The following is a 17,121-nucleotide window of genomic DNA, read 5'->3' on the forward strand; positions in this document are numbered from 1 at the left end:
ATTTGGGACTGCAAAGGTAGGGAAGTGAATTATATAACGCAACTTTTTTTGCAAAAAAATACGTATTATTTTTCTCAAAAAGTGCCTTTGCAAAGGTAACTATACTGTTTTTCAGTTGTTAAGGAGAATATTTTTTTTATTCTCCTCCCACAAAATCACGATATAGGCTGCACTCTTCCAATACTTCTTTGGTGTATTGCGTGGTGGCGTATTTGCTGCGCAGCAGGGCAAAGTACTTCCCAAGGCGCTTTTTTTCTTCGGAGCTCATCCGTTTTTGAAAAGCAGTTTGTTCGTCTTCACCGTAGCCCAAATCACGTCCTTCATTGGCTTGATAGATAAAGAAGGCGCTTTGCTCGCATAGGGCGGCCCCAAAAGCGGCTTTGGCAGCCAATTCAGCATCTTTGGTTTGCATTGCTTTGTCGAAATACGTGTGGGCTTTGGTCATCACGTAGTAGTCCTCGCCCGACAAGTCGCGGGGTGGGTACATGTATTGGTATTCCGAGCTGCTCCGTTGCCGTTGTGAAAGTATCCAACTGTTGCCCCAATACCCGATATTGTAGGCACCGCAACCCAACAGGTAGGCCGCTTTGGCGTCGCCTTTGTTCATTTGGCTTTCCAGCTCCGTCATGCGTTTGGCAAACGTGGCGGGAGTAAACGTATGTTTTTTGCTTTCGCCGTTGTCAGGAGTCAAATGAAAGGGGTTCTCGTCGAAGTAAGTCGGAAAAACGGAGGTCTCGGCGGTCCAGTGGATGGGGGTTACCTTGCCAAACGCCTCGGCAGCTTTGGCGTATTGGTGCTGGATGAGGTATTTGCGGCCCAGTACTACGTATAAATAATCCGCATCCACGCCCGACAGTTTCATCAAACGCTTATCAAAATCGGTCGGAGTCGGGACCTGAAAGTATTTGATTACTTGCTCGATGGTCGCCGTCGAAGCGCTGTTTTCAATGGCATAGCGGTCTTTATTGGTCGCAAAAATAGGAGAGTAATCCGCATTTTGGGGACGCGATTGCCAACTTGCGGCGGCTTCCAACAAAAATGCTTTGGCTAAATGCGTGGCGGGAACCTCTTCAGATTTTTTGCCGCAGCTCGACAGAAACCCACCCGATTTTTTGTCGTCAAGGGGTTGGCCTCGGTACATTTTGGCGAGTAGCCCACAAGCGCGCGTGTAGGCGTTGACCAGACGAAAATTGTCTGAGCCGCCGAAAGTCTCCAGCATACCGATGGCCTGTGTTTCAAATTCTGGCGTGATGCTTTCCTGTTTGGCAATCAAGAGCAGCATTTGCTGTAGGGCGATTTGCTGCTTTAGGTAGTTGTTTTGTGTGGGTTGGGCCTGCGCTTTGGCCAGGAAATCGCTCGCTTTATCGTAGTCTTTGTTTACGTATGCCAAATAGGAGGCTGCGGTGTACCAAAATGCAGAATTATTGAGGGTTTTGTTCGCGGCAATTTCGGCCGTAAATGCTTGCAGTTGCTCAAAATAAGAAGGTGATTCTTTGCGATGCGCTTCAAAGGCCAGTGTATCTTCGGTGTACGGAATTTCGCCCAATGAATAATATTCGGTTTTGTTGATTTCGCGCGCGGCAATTAGTTCAATAAGGCTGTTTTTGGGGTTGAGTTCCACTATTTTTTTTAGAAAGGGCAAGGCATCCTGAAACGGTTGGATGGCACAGAGCGCGTATACGGCGGCTTTTTCGGCGTCATTTTGGCAATATGTCAATGCTTTTTCCTGAAACATCACCCCTTTCATGCGCAGACTCAAATCGGCTTCGCGGCGTCGAGAGGGGCAGCGCTCAAATACTTGGGCGAATTCGTAAATAGCCTTGGCCGTATCTCCCATGGCCATGCTTGCCCCTGCGCGCCGGGCGTAGGCCCAGTCGCTGATAAACGATTTTGTTTTGAGGGGCTTGATGAGTTCGTCGTACAATTGGACACAAGCCTCGGGTTGGTCGAGCATCATCGCTAGTTTTACGGCCTGAAATCCGTATCGTTCCTTCAGAAATCCATCAGTGGCAACCCGCGCGCTCTGCTTGGCTTTTTCGTAAGATTCCACCAATACCAACGAATCCTTCCGCCCTTCTTCCCACGCATAGGTAGCGGGCTGATAGGCCTTATCGACGGTTTTGGCGAATTGCAGATACGCGATGGCGGCTTTGTTGCCCTTCAGCATGAGTCGGTTGGGAAGGGTGTTGTTGGCGCTTTCTGAGTAAAAATAATTATAGGCAATGTCGTTGGAAACGCCAGCGTATTTGGCCCAAGCTTCGGCGTTGGTGTTTTCGGCCAAGCGAAGCGAATCGCTGTACTCGTCGAGATACAGAAATTGTTGGGTATAATGATACCGCCCGTCGCCTGGTTGAGTGTCGGTGCTTTCGGGTAGAAAATAGCTCGTAAATTCGTTTAAATCAGCAGGGCCACCCGCGCAGGCCAGCAACAACAAAATAGCGATGGTTTTAGCGGAAGGTTTGAAATAGCTGCTGAATTGGGTCTTGAACCCCTTTCCCTTGCGGGAGAAAAACGCGGGCAGTCGGCACGGCATAGTAGGTAAGATTTAGGGAATCTAGGTGATATAACGCAAATGTAACCTTCCTATTTTGAATTTCCTGCGCTAATGTTTGGGTACTTATTTTTAGGTTTTCAAGGGTACTTTCTTCGACCCGGAACAGGTCGCCGCGCCGCACGGGAATTTCCAAAAAAGTGCCGTTTTGCACCACCGTGTAAGCATTGGGTAAGGGTGATTTGATAAAGAAAGGATGGCTTTGTAACTGTTTATGTGTAAGGTGATTAACGAATCGTAAAAATCGACCGTTGCGGTACACCACCGCCCACCGAAACACGGGTAGCACCACGTCCAGCGGTAACGGATAGGCGGATACGTAGTCGGCGTAGCGCCCCGCCACGTTCAGGTCAAGGATGGAATTTTCGGTCTTGATATTCTTCCAATCGTCCATGTTGTAGTACATCAGCATCCCACGCTCCACGGGCGGCACGCCGGTTGTGCGGTAAAACTTGATTTGGTGCAGTCGAATTGTAGCCGAAAGCCCTGTGCTGTCGGGCAGATTTTTCTTCAATTGGGTCAGTAATCGAAAATATTTGGCCCGCGTCGCCAACGACCAATCGCAATCAATTTGTACTTCTCCCAGCGGGAAAGGGTTGAGGTTCTGGACTTTCTCAGCGATTTTTTTCGACAATTCATCCACGCCGCCCCAAGAAAGTTTTTCAAGGGTACGATTGGTTATAAATACCGTAGGAATTACCTCCAAAGATGGATTTTCGAAAAAACGAATTGCGGCTTTGGGTACGGCCTGACGCGTAGAGATATCCCAATCCACGTCAAAAAACTTTACGTATAACCGTTGGATGCCATAGCGGCGCAATGCCGTTTTTTCGTAATCTTTGAGTTGAAAGGCAGATTTCCAATAATAAAAAGCCCGCGTCACTTCTTTGGGCTTGGGCAGAACATGGGGCGCAAAATAGTGCAAATATGATGCATCAGCTTTGCCCAAATACTGGGCCGTTACGTCAAATGAGTCGGGATGGTATTTGCTCAGGTAATGAATGGAGTAGGGCGTAAAATCCTTGATTTCCTTGTCAGCAATGACAGAATATGGTTGGGCGCTAAACCAACGGAGCTGTTGTTTAAGTGGCAATACCGCACAAAGTACCAGCGTAAAAATCATCCATGGCTTTTTGAACGACAGGGTACTGACGCCCCAACAAATGACCATCAACGCGGGTAAACTTGCGCGTCGGGCCAAATCGTTGAAGTGGCCGTAACGATAAAGGGTGAGACCCAATAAAATGAATAGTGTGCATAGTAGCAAGTTGAAATCCCGTTTGAAAATCGTTTGGTTTTTATATCCCATCCCGATCAATACGGCCCAGGTGCTGATTTCCAACACAATAAAAACAACTAAAAAAACAGTGTCTTTGCGTGTGGTAAAAAAACTCCACCACCAACTACTCACCTCATTCGAGGGAACGTGTCCTGCATAAAAAATCAGGGCAGGGTAGGCAAGAAGAGTTACGAAGAATAACAGACGAAAAGCACTAGAGAATGAAGAAAGAACGAGCGTTTTTTGGACAAAAGAGAGGTAAAATGCCAACCCCAAAAAGCCGATGGCAACCAAAGGGGACCAATAAAGCAGAAAAACAACCAGAGCAAATGGAAGAAATGTAAGTGGCGCTTTTGATTTTTCTTTCCAAAGCTTCAATAATACAGCGGTGGAAAGCCACGCGGGAAGGGCGTGTTGGGGCGTGGCCACGAATGCATCAACGTGGCTGTGGAACAACAGCCCACCCGGAGATTTGATGAGTTCGACGGTGTGATCGTTTTGCCAAAAATCTTTTAGAAAGTGTAGGAAATGAGACGATTTGAAGGCGTCATAAATGAGTAAAATCGCTTCTGGGCTGTTGAAAAACAAAAATAAAAACACCAATTTCCAGCCGTTGAGCCGATACAAAACTGTAAAAAGTAACCCAAGTCCGAGCCACGTCCAACCAAAAGTAAAGTAATGAACATACGACATTCCACCTACCCAACGCGCAAGCAAGGCAGGAGGTAAATAATATGCGTGATAATAGCACAAATACGAGCCATCGGCGTAACGCACGGGCCACTGGTAGCGGACTAGGTTATTGAAAATCAGGTTGTGTTTATAATAGTCAAAATGCTGCGGACGAAAACCGCCCACTCCCGCAAAATACGTCCAGAAAAGGGCAAGAAGCAGGCAGGCAGAAAGCGGGGTAATTTCTATTGAGCTGATCGTTGAGCGAAGATGAATTTCTGAAGATTTACAAAATGTGAATAAAAAATAACCCAGCACCAGCGTAGGCGGAAGGGCTACCCACCACTCAAACCATCCCCCCCAAAAGATGAACAGGGGCAGCGATAAATACAGCAGAATAAGGGCGATGGTTTTCATTGTTTGGGGGCTCGGACAAAGATAAACAGCCAATTGTAAATTTAACGCCTGGGGCTAGTCTTTTGATTTTTGGGTGTTTGTCGTTATTTTCGTAAAAAAATAACGAAATGTCAATGCGTTTGCCCATTTATTTGGATTATAATGCTACTACGCCCGTTGATCCCCGGGTGTTGGAGGCGATGTTGCCCTGGTTTACCGAGCATTTTGGAAATGCCGCCAGTCGCACGCATCTTTACGGCTGGACCGCCGAAGAAGCCGTGGCGACGGCCCGAAAACAAGTGGCTAAACTGTTGCGCGCCAACCTAAAAGAAGTGGTGTTTACGAGTGGGGCAACAGAAGCTAATAATTTGGCTATCAAGGGGGTATTTGAAAAATATTCGTACAAGGGTAAGCACATCATTACCATTGTTACGGAGCATAAGGCCGTGTTGGATACTTGTCATCATATCGAACAATTGGGTGGTGAAGTGACCTATTTGATGCCCGATTCCCAGGGACTTATTGCCCCACAGCAAGTGGCTGATGCTCTGCGGCCCGATACGATTTTGGTGTCAGTGATGTATGCCAACAACGAAATCGGGGTCATTCAACCCATTCGCGAAATTGCGGAGTTAGCCCATGCGGGCGGGGCGTTATTTCATACCGACGCCACACAGGCGGTTGGAAAACTGCCGATTGATATGGTTGAAGAAGGCATTGATTTGCTGAGTTTATCGGCGCATAAACTGTACGGACCCAAAGGCGTTGGTGCGTTGGTGGTGCGGCAGGGCGTTGAAATTACGGCCCAAATGGACGGGGGAGGACATGAGCGCGGTCGCCGTTCGGGTACGCTCAATGTGCCAGGAATTGTGGGTTTGGGTAAAGCCTGTGAACTCGCCCAAAAGGAAATGGGTACCGAAGCGCAGCGTCTTGGTTGGCTGCGCGACCGTTTAGAAAAAGGTATTTTAGCGAACATTCCTCATACGTTTGTCAACGGAAATACGCCACAACGTTTGGCGCATTTGACCAATATTTGTTTTGAACACGTTGACGGCGAAAACCTGCTGCTGAGCCTGAAAGACATCGCGGTTTCGACGGGGTCTGCGTGTACTTCCGCCTCGGTATTGCCTTCGTATGTATTGAAAATTCTGGGTCTCACCGACGACCAAGCCTACGCTTCTTTGCGTTTTAGTTTGGGTCGTTTCAGCACCGAGGAAGAAATTGATTTTACATTACAGCACGTGTTAGAAGTAGTCGAGCGTATGCGGGTAGGAAGTGCGGTTTAGAGCTTACAAGAGTACTTGTTGTAGGGTGTAATAAGTACTCTTGTAAACTTCAATTCTGAGTAAAGTTCGTTGTAGATTGGATTATTATTTAGGTTTTCTTATTACTTGTTTGTGACTAATATTCGTACCGTACTATAAATTTAGTTCACTTGTGATCTTGGATTGTAATTGGTATTTTTTGGGTGTTATTCCAAAATGTTTTTTAAACATTTTAGTGAATTTGATTGGTTGGGAATAACCTACCATTTCTGACACTAATCCTCCTCTTAAGCCTTTCAGAAGTAGCTCTGCTGCATATTTCATCTTTTTGTTCAAAAAATATTCGTAGAAAGATACTCCATACATCTCCTTGAAAATACGTTTAAAAACTGAAATTGAAAGACCCAATGATTGCGCAACTTGTCGCATTTCAGGGTTTTTTGCATTCGAAATGTAATTGTCAAGAATTGAGTCTACTTTTTCAATGCCTTTGTACTTACTTAAATGATGATTAACTGCCGGTTGCTTTAAAGAAATAGAATGTGAGTTATAACTTGTCTCTAATTGCATACTATTTGAGTAGGGGTAGTCTACTTTAAAATAGATATTTCTCTGCAATAAAAATTGGACAATCATCGCTAATTCCTTACTTTCAACATGAATGCTCACATAGAGCGGCTGCGACTGAGTCTCCATTAATGAATTAGTTCCTTCCATATTTCTGTTGACTTTAATATTACAATTGTTTTGTACCAACCTTGTGACCAAGAAATATACTATTCGTCAACTTTTTTTATACAAATTGGGTACGAGAGGTCGCTAAAAGGGCTTAAACCGTAATTTTATACGATACGGCTTATTATTTTCCTCGAAAAATTTAAAAAATAGCCCTAAAAGAAGTTTTCTTTTAGGACTCCATGGTGCTGATTTCAATAAAGAAATGAGTTTCTGCTAAAACTATTTTGAAATGCCAGAATCACGCTTGCAGGGTGTTAATTGCTGATTAGTAGTTTATAACCGCATTATTTGTGGAGTCCTCGAGCACTTTTTTCAATGTTGGAAGCCTGCTTTCCCTTGATTCTATTTGCCCTCTTTCTCAATCATTCAATCCTTTCGCTCTAGTTTGGAGGGCTTTAACGGTATATCCCTAAAAGTGTTGATTGTTTAATGTATTGAAAGTGAGTGTTTTATATATTTTGTGATAAAGAAGTTTGAAAAAAAAAAGCCCTACTGAATCTAAGTGAAAGAGGATTTCCGTAAGTCTGTTTGTAAATCAAATTACACATACTAACCAATTGTAAAAACTTAATTTTTTTTAAAACAATCATGAAAAAAATCGCAATGTTGCTCGTGTCGGCGTTATTCATCAACGCTTCTTTTGCCCAAGAAAAAACGGTTGAAGTAGGCGGAGCGCCGATGTATCCCTCAAAAAACATCGTTGAAAATGCCGTGAACTCAAAAGACCACACTACCCTTGTTGCCGCCGTAAAAGCAGCGGGATTGGTTGAAACCTTACAGAGTGCTGGTCCATTTACCGTATTTGCTCCCACCAACGGAGCGTTTGATAAATTGCCCAAAGGCACCGTAGAAACATTGGTAAAGCCAGAGAACAAGGGTACATTGACCACCATTTTGACCTATCACGTAGTGGCTGGCAAAATGGATTCGAAAGCCATTGCGGAGGCCATCAAAGCAGGTGGTGGTACGGCTACTTTTAAAACGGTGCAGGGCGGTACGTTGAAAGCAATGATGAAGGGGAAGAAATTGATTTTGTCGGATGAAAAAGGTGGCATGTCGACCGTAACCATCAAAGATGTGTACCAAAGCAACGGTGTCATTCATGTGATCGACACCGTGGTAATGCCAGGTGCAGGTGCGTAGTTAGGGAGTAAAGTTAGGAATAGGTTTAGAGAAGGCAGCGAGGAGCAAATATGTTCTTCGTTGCTTTTTTTATGCCTTGCATACGTGTTATTAAAATAAACTTCCTTGTAATCCCCCTTTTTCATATTCAATCAGCCATTTTTTGCGCCAAAGTCCACCTGCATAACCCGTGAGTGAACCATCGGTGCCGATAATACGGTGGCAGGGAATAATCAACCAAATAGGATTTTTGCCATTGGCAGCGGCTACGGCCCGAATCGCTTTTTCGTCGCCCAAACGGCGCGATAAATCTAAATAGGATACTGTTCGCCCATAGGGCACTTTGAGCAATTCTTGCCAAACCCGTTTCTGAAAATCTGTGCCCTGTGGATTGAGCAGCAAATCAAAGACCGTCCGTTGACCGTTAAAATAATCGGTCAGTTGCTCAATGGCGGGGGCTAAATCCTCTGGAATGGGGTGGTTGGAATGGAGAGAGGTACTATCTTTTATGCTAACAACTTGGATGCCATCGGTATCTCCTTCTACGTATGCAATGCCGAGTGGTGTTTGCAAATATGCAACAGACATGGGGTTGGGTTGATAAATTTTAAATAAAAATAGGAAGTTTTTGGACGGAATCGTAATTTTGCGGCGAATTTTTTAAACCACCAAATATGTCTGCTGTTGTTGAAACGGCCAGTTCGTTGGCCGACCGCATTATTGCGCTGGAAGAATCCTCTACCTTAGGGATGACCAAAAAAGCGCGTGAATTGGCCGCTCAGGGCCATAAAGTGATTAGCTTGAGCGTCGGTGAGCCCGATTTCAAGACCCCTAAGCACATCTGCGAAGCTGCAAAGCAAGCCATTGACGAGGGTTACCACGGCTATTCGCCCGTGGCTGGTTATGCTGATTTGCGTAAAGCCATTGCCGATAAGTTCAAAAACGAAAATAATATCAATTGGAAGGCCGAAAATATTGTGGTTTCGACGGGAGCCAAGCATTCGCTGGCCAACGTAATTCAGGTATTGGTCAACCCCGGTGACGAAGTGGTTATTTTGGCCCCTTACTGGGTGAGTTATTCCGAGATGGTTAAATTGGCAGAAGGTAAATCGGTGATCATCGACGGGAGCTTTGAAAATAACTTTAAAGTAACGCCTGACCAATTGGAGGCTGCCATTACGGAGCGCACGCGCATTGTGATGTTTGCTTCTCCCAACAACCCGACGGGTTCGGTTTATTCAGAAGCAGAATTGCGCGCTTTGGCCGCCGTTATCGCAAAACACGAAAATGTGTTTGTGTTGGCCGACGAAATCTACGAATACATCAACTTTACCCCACAAGGTCATTTTAGCATCGGTTCTATTCCCGAAATCCACGACCGCGTTATCACCGTCAACGGAGTAGCCAAAGGTTATGCCATGACGGGCTGGCGCATTGGTTACATCGGTGCCGCTAAATGGATTGCCGACGGGGTAGAAAAACTCCAAGGACAGGTAACTTCTGGAACGGGGTCTATTTCGCAGCGGGCCGCTTTGGCCGCTATTTCAGGGCCGAAAGATGCTGCCAAAGAAATGTGCGAAGCTTATGAGCGTCGTCGTAATTTGGTGGTGGGACTACTGAAAGAAATTCCTGGTTTCAAAGTAAATATGCCCGAGGGTGCTTTTTACGCCTTCCCTGACATCAGTGAATATTTCGGCAAATCTGACGGGACTACTGTCATCAAAGATTCCGATGATTTTTGCACTTGGTTGCTCAATGAAGCCTATGTAGCCACGGTAGCAGGCTCTGGTTTTGGCGCTCCGAAGTGTATTCGTATCTCAACGGCGGCTTCTGATGAGAATCTGGTAGAAGCTTGTCGCCGAATCAAAGAAGCAGTAGCAAAATTAAACTAAATAAATAGCACAGTAAAAGGGCTGTTTCATACGTTGAAGCAGCCCTTTTTTGTTTATTGAAGTGCCTGGTAATTAAAAAAACGAGGTTTTGAGAAACCTCAATGCAGGTTGTGAGCAACCCGCGTCAACCCGCATCATAAAACTAATTCCTTCTTGTATTCTCTGGGGGTTTTACCCGTCACCGACTTAAACGTCTTGGTAAAATGGGAAAGGTTATTAAATCCGTTGGTATAACACACATCCGTCACCGACGGGTTTTGGGTAAACATCTTACACGCTTGCTTTACCCGGTACTCATTCACAAAATCGGTGAAAGTCATTTGGGTTATTTTTTTAAAATAACGACAAAATGAAGGGACGGTTAGGTTGGCCAAATCGGCGACGGTCTGTAAATCAATCTCGCTGCGATAGTTTTTTTCGACAAACGCGTAGATTTGTCGGATGCGGGCCTCTTCTCGGTGGCTGTGCTCGTACGAAATTCCGTTTATTTTGAGCAAATTATATTCCTTAGTGGTAGCCAATTCCTGCAAAATCAATAATAATTGAATGAGTCGTTCAAAGTAATTGAGCGAGGGCATCCGCAACATTTGTGCAGCAACATTTCGTTGGGTTTTTCCGTGAAAATTGAGCCCCTGTTTCGACAATTCAAAAAGACGTTTGATGGCGTGAAGTTCGGGACTTTGCAAAAAAGATTCTCCCAGAAAATTATCCCGCAACTGAATGACAATTTCTTCGTGCTCATTGTCGGCGCCGTAGCCAAAATTGAGGTGCGGAATATTGGGGCCAATAAACATCAAAGCGCCCTCTTCAAAGTGTGAAAGGTGCTGGCCGATGTGCCTTTTTCCGGTGCCTTTGTGGATATAAACAATTTCATATTCGGGATGCTGATGCCAAAAAAAACGATCTTCATGCGAGCGCCAGCGCAGTACTTTGAAAGAGCTGCCTTTGTCGGGGGTGATGTTTTCGTACTCGGTTTTCATGCTTGATTGTCGCGTATTCTTGCACAAATATTATCAAAATGTTAAAATAGAACAAATTCTAGAAAAAAGGGTATAATTATTTTAAGAAAGAAATGGCGACATTTGTAACGTTGTCAGAGAAGCAATCACACTACTTTTCTCGCTAAAAACCTATGATGATAACAGAAAAAAGCGGCTTTGGTCGCTTTTTTCTTTTAGTTGAATTCAATACTTGTTTGTAAGGTACTCCGGGCGTATATTTGTAAACGTTCGAAAAGTGGCTCTACTTTTTGGATGTAGGTTTTGGATAAATCTCTTCCTTTTCTTCGGTAAAATTTTAGTATGAAAGTCGCTACTACTCAGCCTTTTTCAATTGTTTATTCTCTTTTTCAGCACGAGTATCTCGGGTATTTGTTTGGGTCTTATGTGGTGCAGGTCAATGGAAAAGGAGAACTCACACTACTAAATCAGATTGTTTCCTCCAAAAATGTGGCTGAATTTTCGAAGGGATTGGATGAGAATGATTTCGAATTGGTGAAGGCCATTGATGCGATTCAGCAGGATACCATTTTTAAAAAATTTAACCCCAAAAAACTCCCCGCATTAGATTTTTTTCTAAAAGTATACGACCCACAAAAAGGCGATAAACTGATACAAGAGGCCATTGCGGGCTACATTGAAAAGTGGAAAGTAGAGATACTGGAACGTCTGAAATCCAAGGATTTGTACGTGATGGGCTCTGACGGGAATCCTGCTTGGAAAAAAATTGAGTGGATGCCTGAGCGGGCCAAAGTCTATTTTCATTTTAAGCGAAACGAAGAAAATACGCATTATTATCCCAACATAAAATACGCGGGCGAACGCCTGAATATTCGAAATCAGAATGCGTTGCTGGTCTGTGATGAACCCGCGTGGCTGTTGATTCAGGACAAACTATACCATTTTGACCGGTTCGTAGATGGAAAAAAAATACGTCCGTTTTTGACCAAACCCCAAATCATTATCCCTCGCACGGTCGAAGAGCAGTATTTCCAGCGATTTGTGGTGCCTTTGGTAGCGGCCTATGAAGTGTATGCCGATGGGTTTGAGATAAAATACGAGACCGCCGAACTGATTCCTATTCTGCATCTGACGGAGTTGACGTCCACTTCAAATAAGGTGGCCACGTTGTTTGAACCGACGGATGACGATGACACCATTGCGACCGACGACACGTCGCAAGTGGTGCTGGAGTTGTCGTTTCGGTACGGAAATTTCTTGTTTAAGTTTGATAGTTTTGCGGCCAATGCCAACGTGAGTTTAGAAAAAAGCGGTGATTCTTACCTCTTTCATAAAGTGAGGCGAGACATCCGCGTCGAAAAAGCCAAAGTGTTGTTGCTCAAAGGTCTGGGGTTGGATATGTTGCAGGGGCGCAAAAAAATGGCCCGAAGCGAGGCCTTTGAATGGCTCCGAACTCACCATTTTACGTTGAAAGAAGCGGGAATTCAAATTCGGCAGAGTGCTGAAAACGGGAAGCAGTACTTTTTGGGATATTCCTCCATTGATATTTCGTTTGAAGAAGGTCGCGATTGGTTTGACATCTACGCCAAGGTATGTTTCGGAGAGTTTGAGATACCGTTTATAAAGCTTAAAAACCTGATTTTGGCCCGTAAAAAGGAATTTACGTTGCCCAACGGAGAAATTGCCATTATCCCCGAAGCGTGGCTGACGGCGTATTCCGAACTGTTTGCATTTGCCGAATATGACCCTGATAGTCAGCAGTTTTTGCTGCGTAAGCACCACCTTGCCCTTGTTCAGGAGTTTGCCGAAGATAGCCTCGCCAAGGTAATCATGAGCCGTAAATTGGAACAACTGCGCGACTTTAAAGAAATCGACGAAAATCCATTGCCCGAAGGTTTTGTGGGCACCTTGCGCCCGTATCAAAAAGCGGGGTATGACTGGATTAATTTCTTGAATAGTTACCGTTTGGGCGGTTGTTTGGCCGACGACATGGGCTTGGGCAAGACCGTGACCACCTTGGCCATGTTGCAGTACCAAAAAGAGAAGGGTGCGAATCGACCTTCGCTGCTGGTGATGCCAACGTCGCTGTTATATAATTGGCAACTGGAGGCGCGGCGCTTTACGCCCCAATTGCGGGTGTTGGTCTATACTGGCACTTACCGCGATAAAAATCCCCGTCAGTTTGACGATTATGATTTGATTCTGACTTCCTACGGCATTGTGCGTATCGACATCGATATGCTGAAAAACTATCCATTTCACTACATCATTCTGGATGAATCGCAGGCCATCAAAAACCCATCGTCGCACATTACCAAGGCCGTGATGCAACTGGATGCCCGCAATCGGTTGATTTTAACGGGAACGCCACTCGAAAACACGACCATGGACTTATGGACGCAAATGACCTTTGTGAACCCCGGTTTGTTGGGTAGTCAATCGTATTTTAGGTCGCATTTTCAGATGCCGATTGAAAAACACAACGACGAAAAGCGTTCACAGAAGCTGTATTCGCTGATAAAACCGTTTTTGTTGCGCCGACATAAGTCGCAGGTTGCCTTGGATTTACCTCCTAAAGTGGAGAGTGTCCATTATTGCGACATGGTGGAGGAGCAGGAGCAGCGCTACGAAGAGACCAAGTCGTATTATCGTAATTACATTTTAGAGCAGATTGAGGAGGAAGGCATTGCCAAGTCGCAGATTATGGTGTTGCAGGGGTTGACGAAGCTGCGACAACTCGCCAATCACCCACGCATGATTGATGAAGAATATGAAGGCGAATCGGGCAAATTAGAAGAAATTCAGGCAAAGTTGGAAGAGTTGTTGGCAGGAGACCATAAGGTATTGATATTCAGTCAATTTATTCGACACCTTACCATTTTGCGGCGTTATCTGGATCCGCGCGGCATTCGGTACGCGTATCTTGATGGCTCCACCAGCGACCGTCAGGCACAGGTAGAACTTTTTCAGGAAAATGATGAAATAAAAATCTTCCTCATTTCGCTCCGGGCGGGGGGCTTAGGGTTGAACCTGACAGCCGCCGATTATGTATTTATTTTGGACCCGTGGTGGAACCCGGCCATTGAGGCGCAGGCCATTGACCGCGCCCACCGTATTGGGCAGCAACGGACCGTTTTTACCTACAAATTCATTACCAAAAACTCGGTAGAAGAAAAAATTCTGGACTTGCAGCGAAGCAAGCAAAAACTTTTCAACGAACTGATTACGACCGAAGAAAGCTTTGTGAAATCCCTGACCAAAGAGGATATTATTGATTTGCTGGCGTAGGGGGGCGAAAAAAACATTAAACCCTTAGAAACAAAAAAATCACCTCAAAATCAACAAATTCCCCCGAAAGATATGCCCTTCGGATTGCGTAATGATTTGGTATGCGTAGTTTCCTGACGGCAATGAAGTTCCGTTGAATGTACCGTCGAAAGGCTGTTTGTTGTTTTTTGTTGAATTGTAAATGGCGTGCCCCCACCGGTCAAAAATCTTGATTTCAGCCGCTGGAAATTCCTCCAATCCTCTGGGCTCCCAGGTGTCGTTGATTCCGTCGCCGTTGGGAGTAAAGGCATCGGGAATATATAGCCCCTGCACGATGTTGACCGTAATGGTATCTTTACTCGTACAACCATTGGAACCGCTGACGGTGAGTTGATATGAGGTGGTTTGGTCAGGGGTAGCGTAAGGACTGGCAACGGAGGGCGACGACAACCCCAAGGCGGGCGTCCATTGAAAATTAAAGCCATTGGAGGCGTTCAGTGCGTTGTTTTGATTCAACTGCACCCCCCCAACCGACGAAATGAATTGGTCGGGCCCCAATTCGAGCGGAGGTGAGGCCAGCACAACGGCGGTCTCGACGGCGGTGCCCGTTAGGCAGGCCTTGGGGTCGTCGAGCAAGTAAGAAATCTGGTGTGCTCCCGCGCCCGCATTTTTTGGCGAAAAAGTATTTTTGTTTACCCCGTCACCGCTAAATTTACCCCCGGCTGGCGTGCCAGCCAAAGTAACTAAATTGGTATCATTGCTGCATCTGACGGGAATGATGTTCATGCCAACTTTAACGGTGCTGTCCAATCTAATACTCAGCGGTGTGGATTGCCCTTGGCAGCCATTTTGGTCGGTAATGGCTACGGCGTATTGCCCTATTTGCGTTACTTTAAAGGTTGAATCGGTTGCCCCCGCGATGGCCACACTGTCGCGAAGCCATTGAAACTTGACCGATGGCTCGGAGGCCAAAGTCGAAAGTTTCAGGGAGCCACCGGGGCACAATAAACCGCTTGGCACGGAAGATTCAATCAATACTTTGGGATTGGGAACAATAGAAATGAACGCAGGCGAGGATGTATTGGTGTTGCAGGCCCCTTTTTTTGTCAACGTCACGGTGTAGGCTCCACCTTCTTTTACCACCAAAATAGAATCTTTTTGCCCCGCAATCACGGCTCCGTCTTTGAACCATTCGTAAGTAATATTGGGCTGCTTGGCCCCCGCATTGAGCTGGACGGTTTTGCCTTCGCATACCTTGGCAGAAGCCACGGCGCTGGGGCGATTCACCTCGCTGATTCGAATGATGGCGGGCGGCGGCGGAAGGCAATCTTCAACTTTGATTTGGTATTCGCGGTATATTTCGCTCAATGGAACGCCGTTGCGGCTGTGTTTGATTAAAAAACCGACGGAGTAGACCCCCGCTTTGGCGGGCTTTGCCGAAATGGGTAAATTAGCAATCCCTTGTGCGTTAATCAAAAACATGGTCGGCAGGTAAAAATTCCCCCCGGGCAACATTTGATTTGGGGAAAAACCCGCTTTCCAAGCCACGGTTTGGTAACGAACTTTGGCCGTTGAATCGCCCGTCAGGGGGGAGGTGTTTTGGAGTTGGATGGTGTAATTGCCGCGTCCTAGGCCCGTTTTGAGCGGATTAGAGCCTACTTGGAGACTAAAATTGGTGTCTTCGTTGGTACAAAAATAATTGAATGAATCGGGCGTCCACTGCGGCGTGGTTTTGCCCGGCTCTAGGTTGTCAAAATATTCCCAAAGGTACTGAGGGGAAAACCAATGATAGAGCACTATGTTGGAAGAGGCGACGTTTTCGGTGGGGTTTCGGTTGCCCACGGGGTCATTGATGATATAGTAGCCGTCGGGGTCAGAATATTTATCAGGTTTGAGAATTAAGCTTTGGTTGTAATTGACAAAAACATAAGTCGTTTTTTCGCTTTTGTTGCAGGAGGATGCCGATTTTGTGCCGCTTATGTCTTTGCTTTTATCGGCAAAAAACGTTTCAATTAATTCGTTGTCTTTTTTTCGATAAATACCAAAACGAAGCCGATTGGGAAGCGCTTCATAACCCGCTTGGTCGGCAAAGAAAGTACAGCTTACATCGTACACATAAGCTGTATTTGTGGCCTGATAGCGCCGGTCAATCTGCCCTCCAAAGATGCGTTGAGCCTGAGCCACCAAACACAAACCTACCAAACCAAAGGCCAAAAAAATAGAGTAGCGCATTCGTTGTATATTGAGACCGAATGTCAAATTTAACAAAAAAAGATAAACATCGGTGACTATTCGGTAAAGTTGAAAACAGAATTATTCAAGGGTTTGTTATAAAAAAAATGCAAAATTTGCACTAAAAAGGCATTTATTCATGCAACGTTTGGATCTTAAATTTTATCAAAAATACGAAACGTTATCTTTGGCAAAACAGCTGTTGGGTTGCGAATTTATCCATGAGAGCCCGGAAGGGCGCACGGCTGGCATTATCGTTGAAACCGAAGCGTACCTGACTGGCGACCCCGCTTGCCACGCCTACCGAAAAAAAACACTACGAAACGCTGCCATGTTTGGCCCGGCAGGTTCGGTGTATGTGTACCTGATTTATGGTATGTATCACTGCGTCAACATCGTCAGTGCCGTAGAAGGAAAAGGAGAAGCAGTGTTGATTCGCGCGCTGGAACCTACCGATGGGATTGAATTGATGGAACTCCGGCGGGCAGAAAGAAAGGGACAGAAGTTGATGGCGTTTTCGCTACGGGAACTTTGCAACGGGCCCGCAAAACTGGTACAGGCCATGGGAATTAGCCTGGCGGGTCACAATGGTAGCTCGCTCTTGGACGACGACCTCTACATTACTCCGCCCAAACAGACTGATTTTGAGGTGGTAACTACGACGCGCATCGGCATTACACAGGGGGCAGATTTGCCCTATCGTTTCTACATCAAAGGAAACCGCTTTGTGAGTAAAAAATAATTGCCG

General features: G+C 45.7%; 11 protein-coding genes. 5 read left to right on the forward strand and 6 right to left on the reverse strand.

From position 1 onward, the window contains the following. Nucleotides 1-136: 136 nt before the first annotated feature. Both GVN20_RS23475 and GVN20_RS23480 read right to left on the reverse strand, forming a co-directional pair. Nucleotides 137-2,533, reverse strand: a complete 2,397-nt coding sequence (locus GVN20_RS23475; protein ID WP_166560688.1) for a hypothetical protein — start codon at nt 2,531-2,533, stop codon at nt 137-139. Beyond that, complete coding sequence (locus GVN20_RS23480; protein WP_166560689.1) at nt 2,448-4,919, reverse strand: hypothetical protein; 2,472 nt, start codon at nt 4,917-4,919, stop codon at nt 2,448-2,450. The genes GVN20_RS23475 and GVN20_RS23480 overlap by 86 nt, the downstream gene beginning before the upstream one ends. Nucleotides 4,920-5,032: 113 nt before the next feature. Between GVN20_RS23480 and GVN20_RS23485 the strand changes: the two genes are divergently transcribed. Further along, the gene (locus tag GVN20_RS23485; RefSeq protein ID WP_166560690.1) at nt 5,033-6,184 is read left to right on the forward strand and encodes a cysteine desulfurase family protein; all 1,152 of its coding nucleotides are present in this window, start codon (nt 5,033-5,035) and stop codon (nt 6,182-6,184) included. Between the two features lie 132 nt (nt 6,185-6,316). On the opposite strand, the gene GVN20_RS23490 is transcribed toward GVN20_RS23485, so the two are convergent. Then, the gene (locus tag GVN20_RS23490; RefSeq protein WP_166560691.1) at nt 6,317-6,880 is read right to left on the reverse strand and encodes a helix-turn-helix domain-containing protein; all 564 of its coding nucleotides are present in this window, start codon (nt 6,878-6,880) and stop codon (nt 6,317-6,319) included. A 609-nt stretch (nt 6,881-7,489) separates the two neighbouring features. Here GVN20_RS23490 and GVN20_RS23495 point away from each other — a divergent pair. Continuing rightward, a complete protein-coding gene (locus GVN20_RS23495; protein ID WP_114459391.1) occupies nt 7,490-8,044 on the forward strand; it encodes a fasciclin domain-containing protein in 555 nt (184 codons plus the stop codon). A gap of 90 nt (nt 8,045-8,134) precedes the next feature. Here the strand turns inward: GVN20_RS23495 and GVN20_RS23500 are convergent, their stop codons facing one another. Further along, nucleotides 8,135-8,611 carry a methylated-DNA--[protein]-cysteine S-methyltransferase gene (locus GVN20_RS23500; protein WP_166560692.1) on the reverse strand — a complete coding sequence of 159 codons (477 nt, stop codon included), beginning with the start codon at nt 8,609-8,611 and terminating at the stop codon, nt 8,135-8,137. An 86-nt stretch (nt 8,612-8,697) separates the two neighbouring features. Between GVN20_RS23500 and GVN20_RS23505 the strand changes: the two genes are divergently transcribed. Then, nucleotides 8,698-9,915, forward strand: a complete 1,218-nt coding sequence (locus tag GVN20_RS23505; protein ID WP_166560693.1) for a pyridoxal phosphate-dependent aminotransferase — start codon at nt 8,698-8,700, stop codon at nt 9,913-9,915. 134 nt (nt 9,916-10,049) lie between these two features. On the opposite strand, the gene GVN20_RS23510 is transcribed toward GVN20_RS23505, so the two are convergent. Further along, nucleotides 10,050-10,895 carry an AraC family transcriptional regulator gene (locus GVN20_RS23510; protein WP_166560694.1) on the reverse strand — a complete coding sequence of 282 codons (846 nt, stop codon included), beginning with the start codon at nt 10,893-10,895 and terminating at the stop codon, nt 10,050-10,052. Between the two features lie 321 nt (nt 10,896-11,216). Between GVN20_RS23510 and GVN20_RS23515 the strand changes: the two genes are divergently transcribed. Next, a complete protein-coding gene (locus GVN20_RS23515) occupies nt 11,217-14,162 on the forward strand; it encodes a DEAD/DEAH box helicase (RefSeq protein ID WP_166560695.1) in 2,946 nt (981 codons plus the stop codon). A 39-nt stretch (nt 14,163-14,201) separates the two neighbouring features. On the opposite strand, the gene GVN20_RS23520 is transcribed toward GVN20_RS23515, so the two are convergent. Beyond that, nucleotides 14,202-16,373, reverse strand: coding sequence for a T9SS type B sorting domain-containing protein (locus GVN20_RS23520; protein WP_166560696.1), 2,172 nt, complete (start codon nt 16,371-16,373; stop codon nt 14,202-14,204). Between the two features lie 139 nt (nt 16,374-16,512). On the opposite strand from GVN20_RS23520, the gene GVN20_RS23525 reads away from it, so the two are divergent. Then, nucleotides 16,513-17,115, forward strand: a complete 603-nt coding sequence (locus GVN20_RS23525) for a DNA-3-methyladenine glycosylase (protein WP_166560697.1) — start codon at nt 16,513-16,515, stop codon at nt 17,113-17,115. The last annotated feature ends 6 nt before the right edge of the window (nt 17,116-17,121 follow it).

It is taken from the genome of Runella sp. CRIBMP (assembly GCF_009905605.1).
In the GTDB taxonomy this organism is placed as follows: domain Bacteria; phylum Bacteroidota; class Bacteroidia; order Cytophagales; family Spirosomataceae; genus Runella.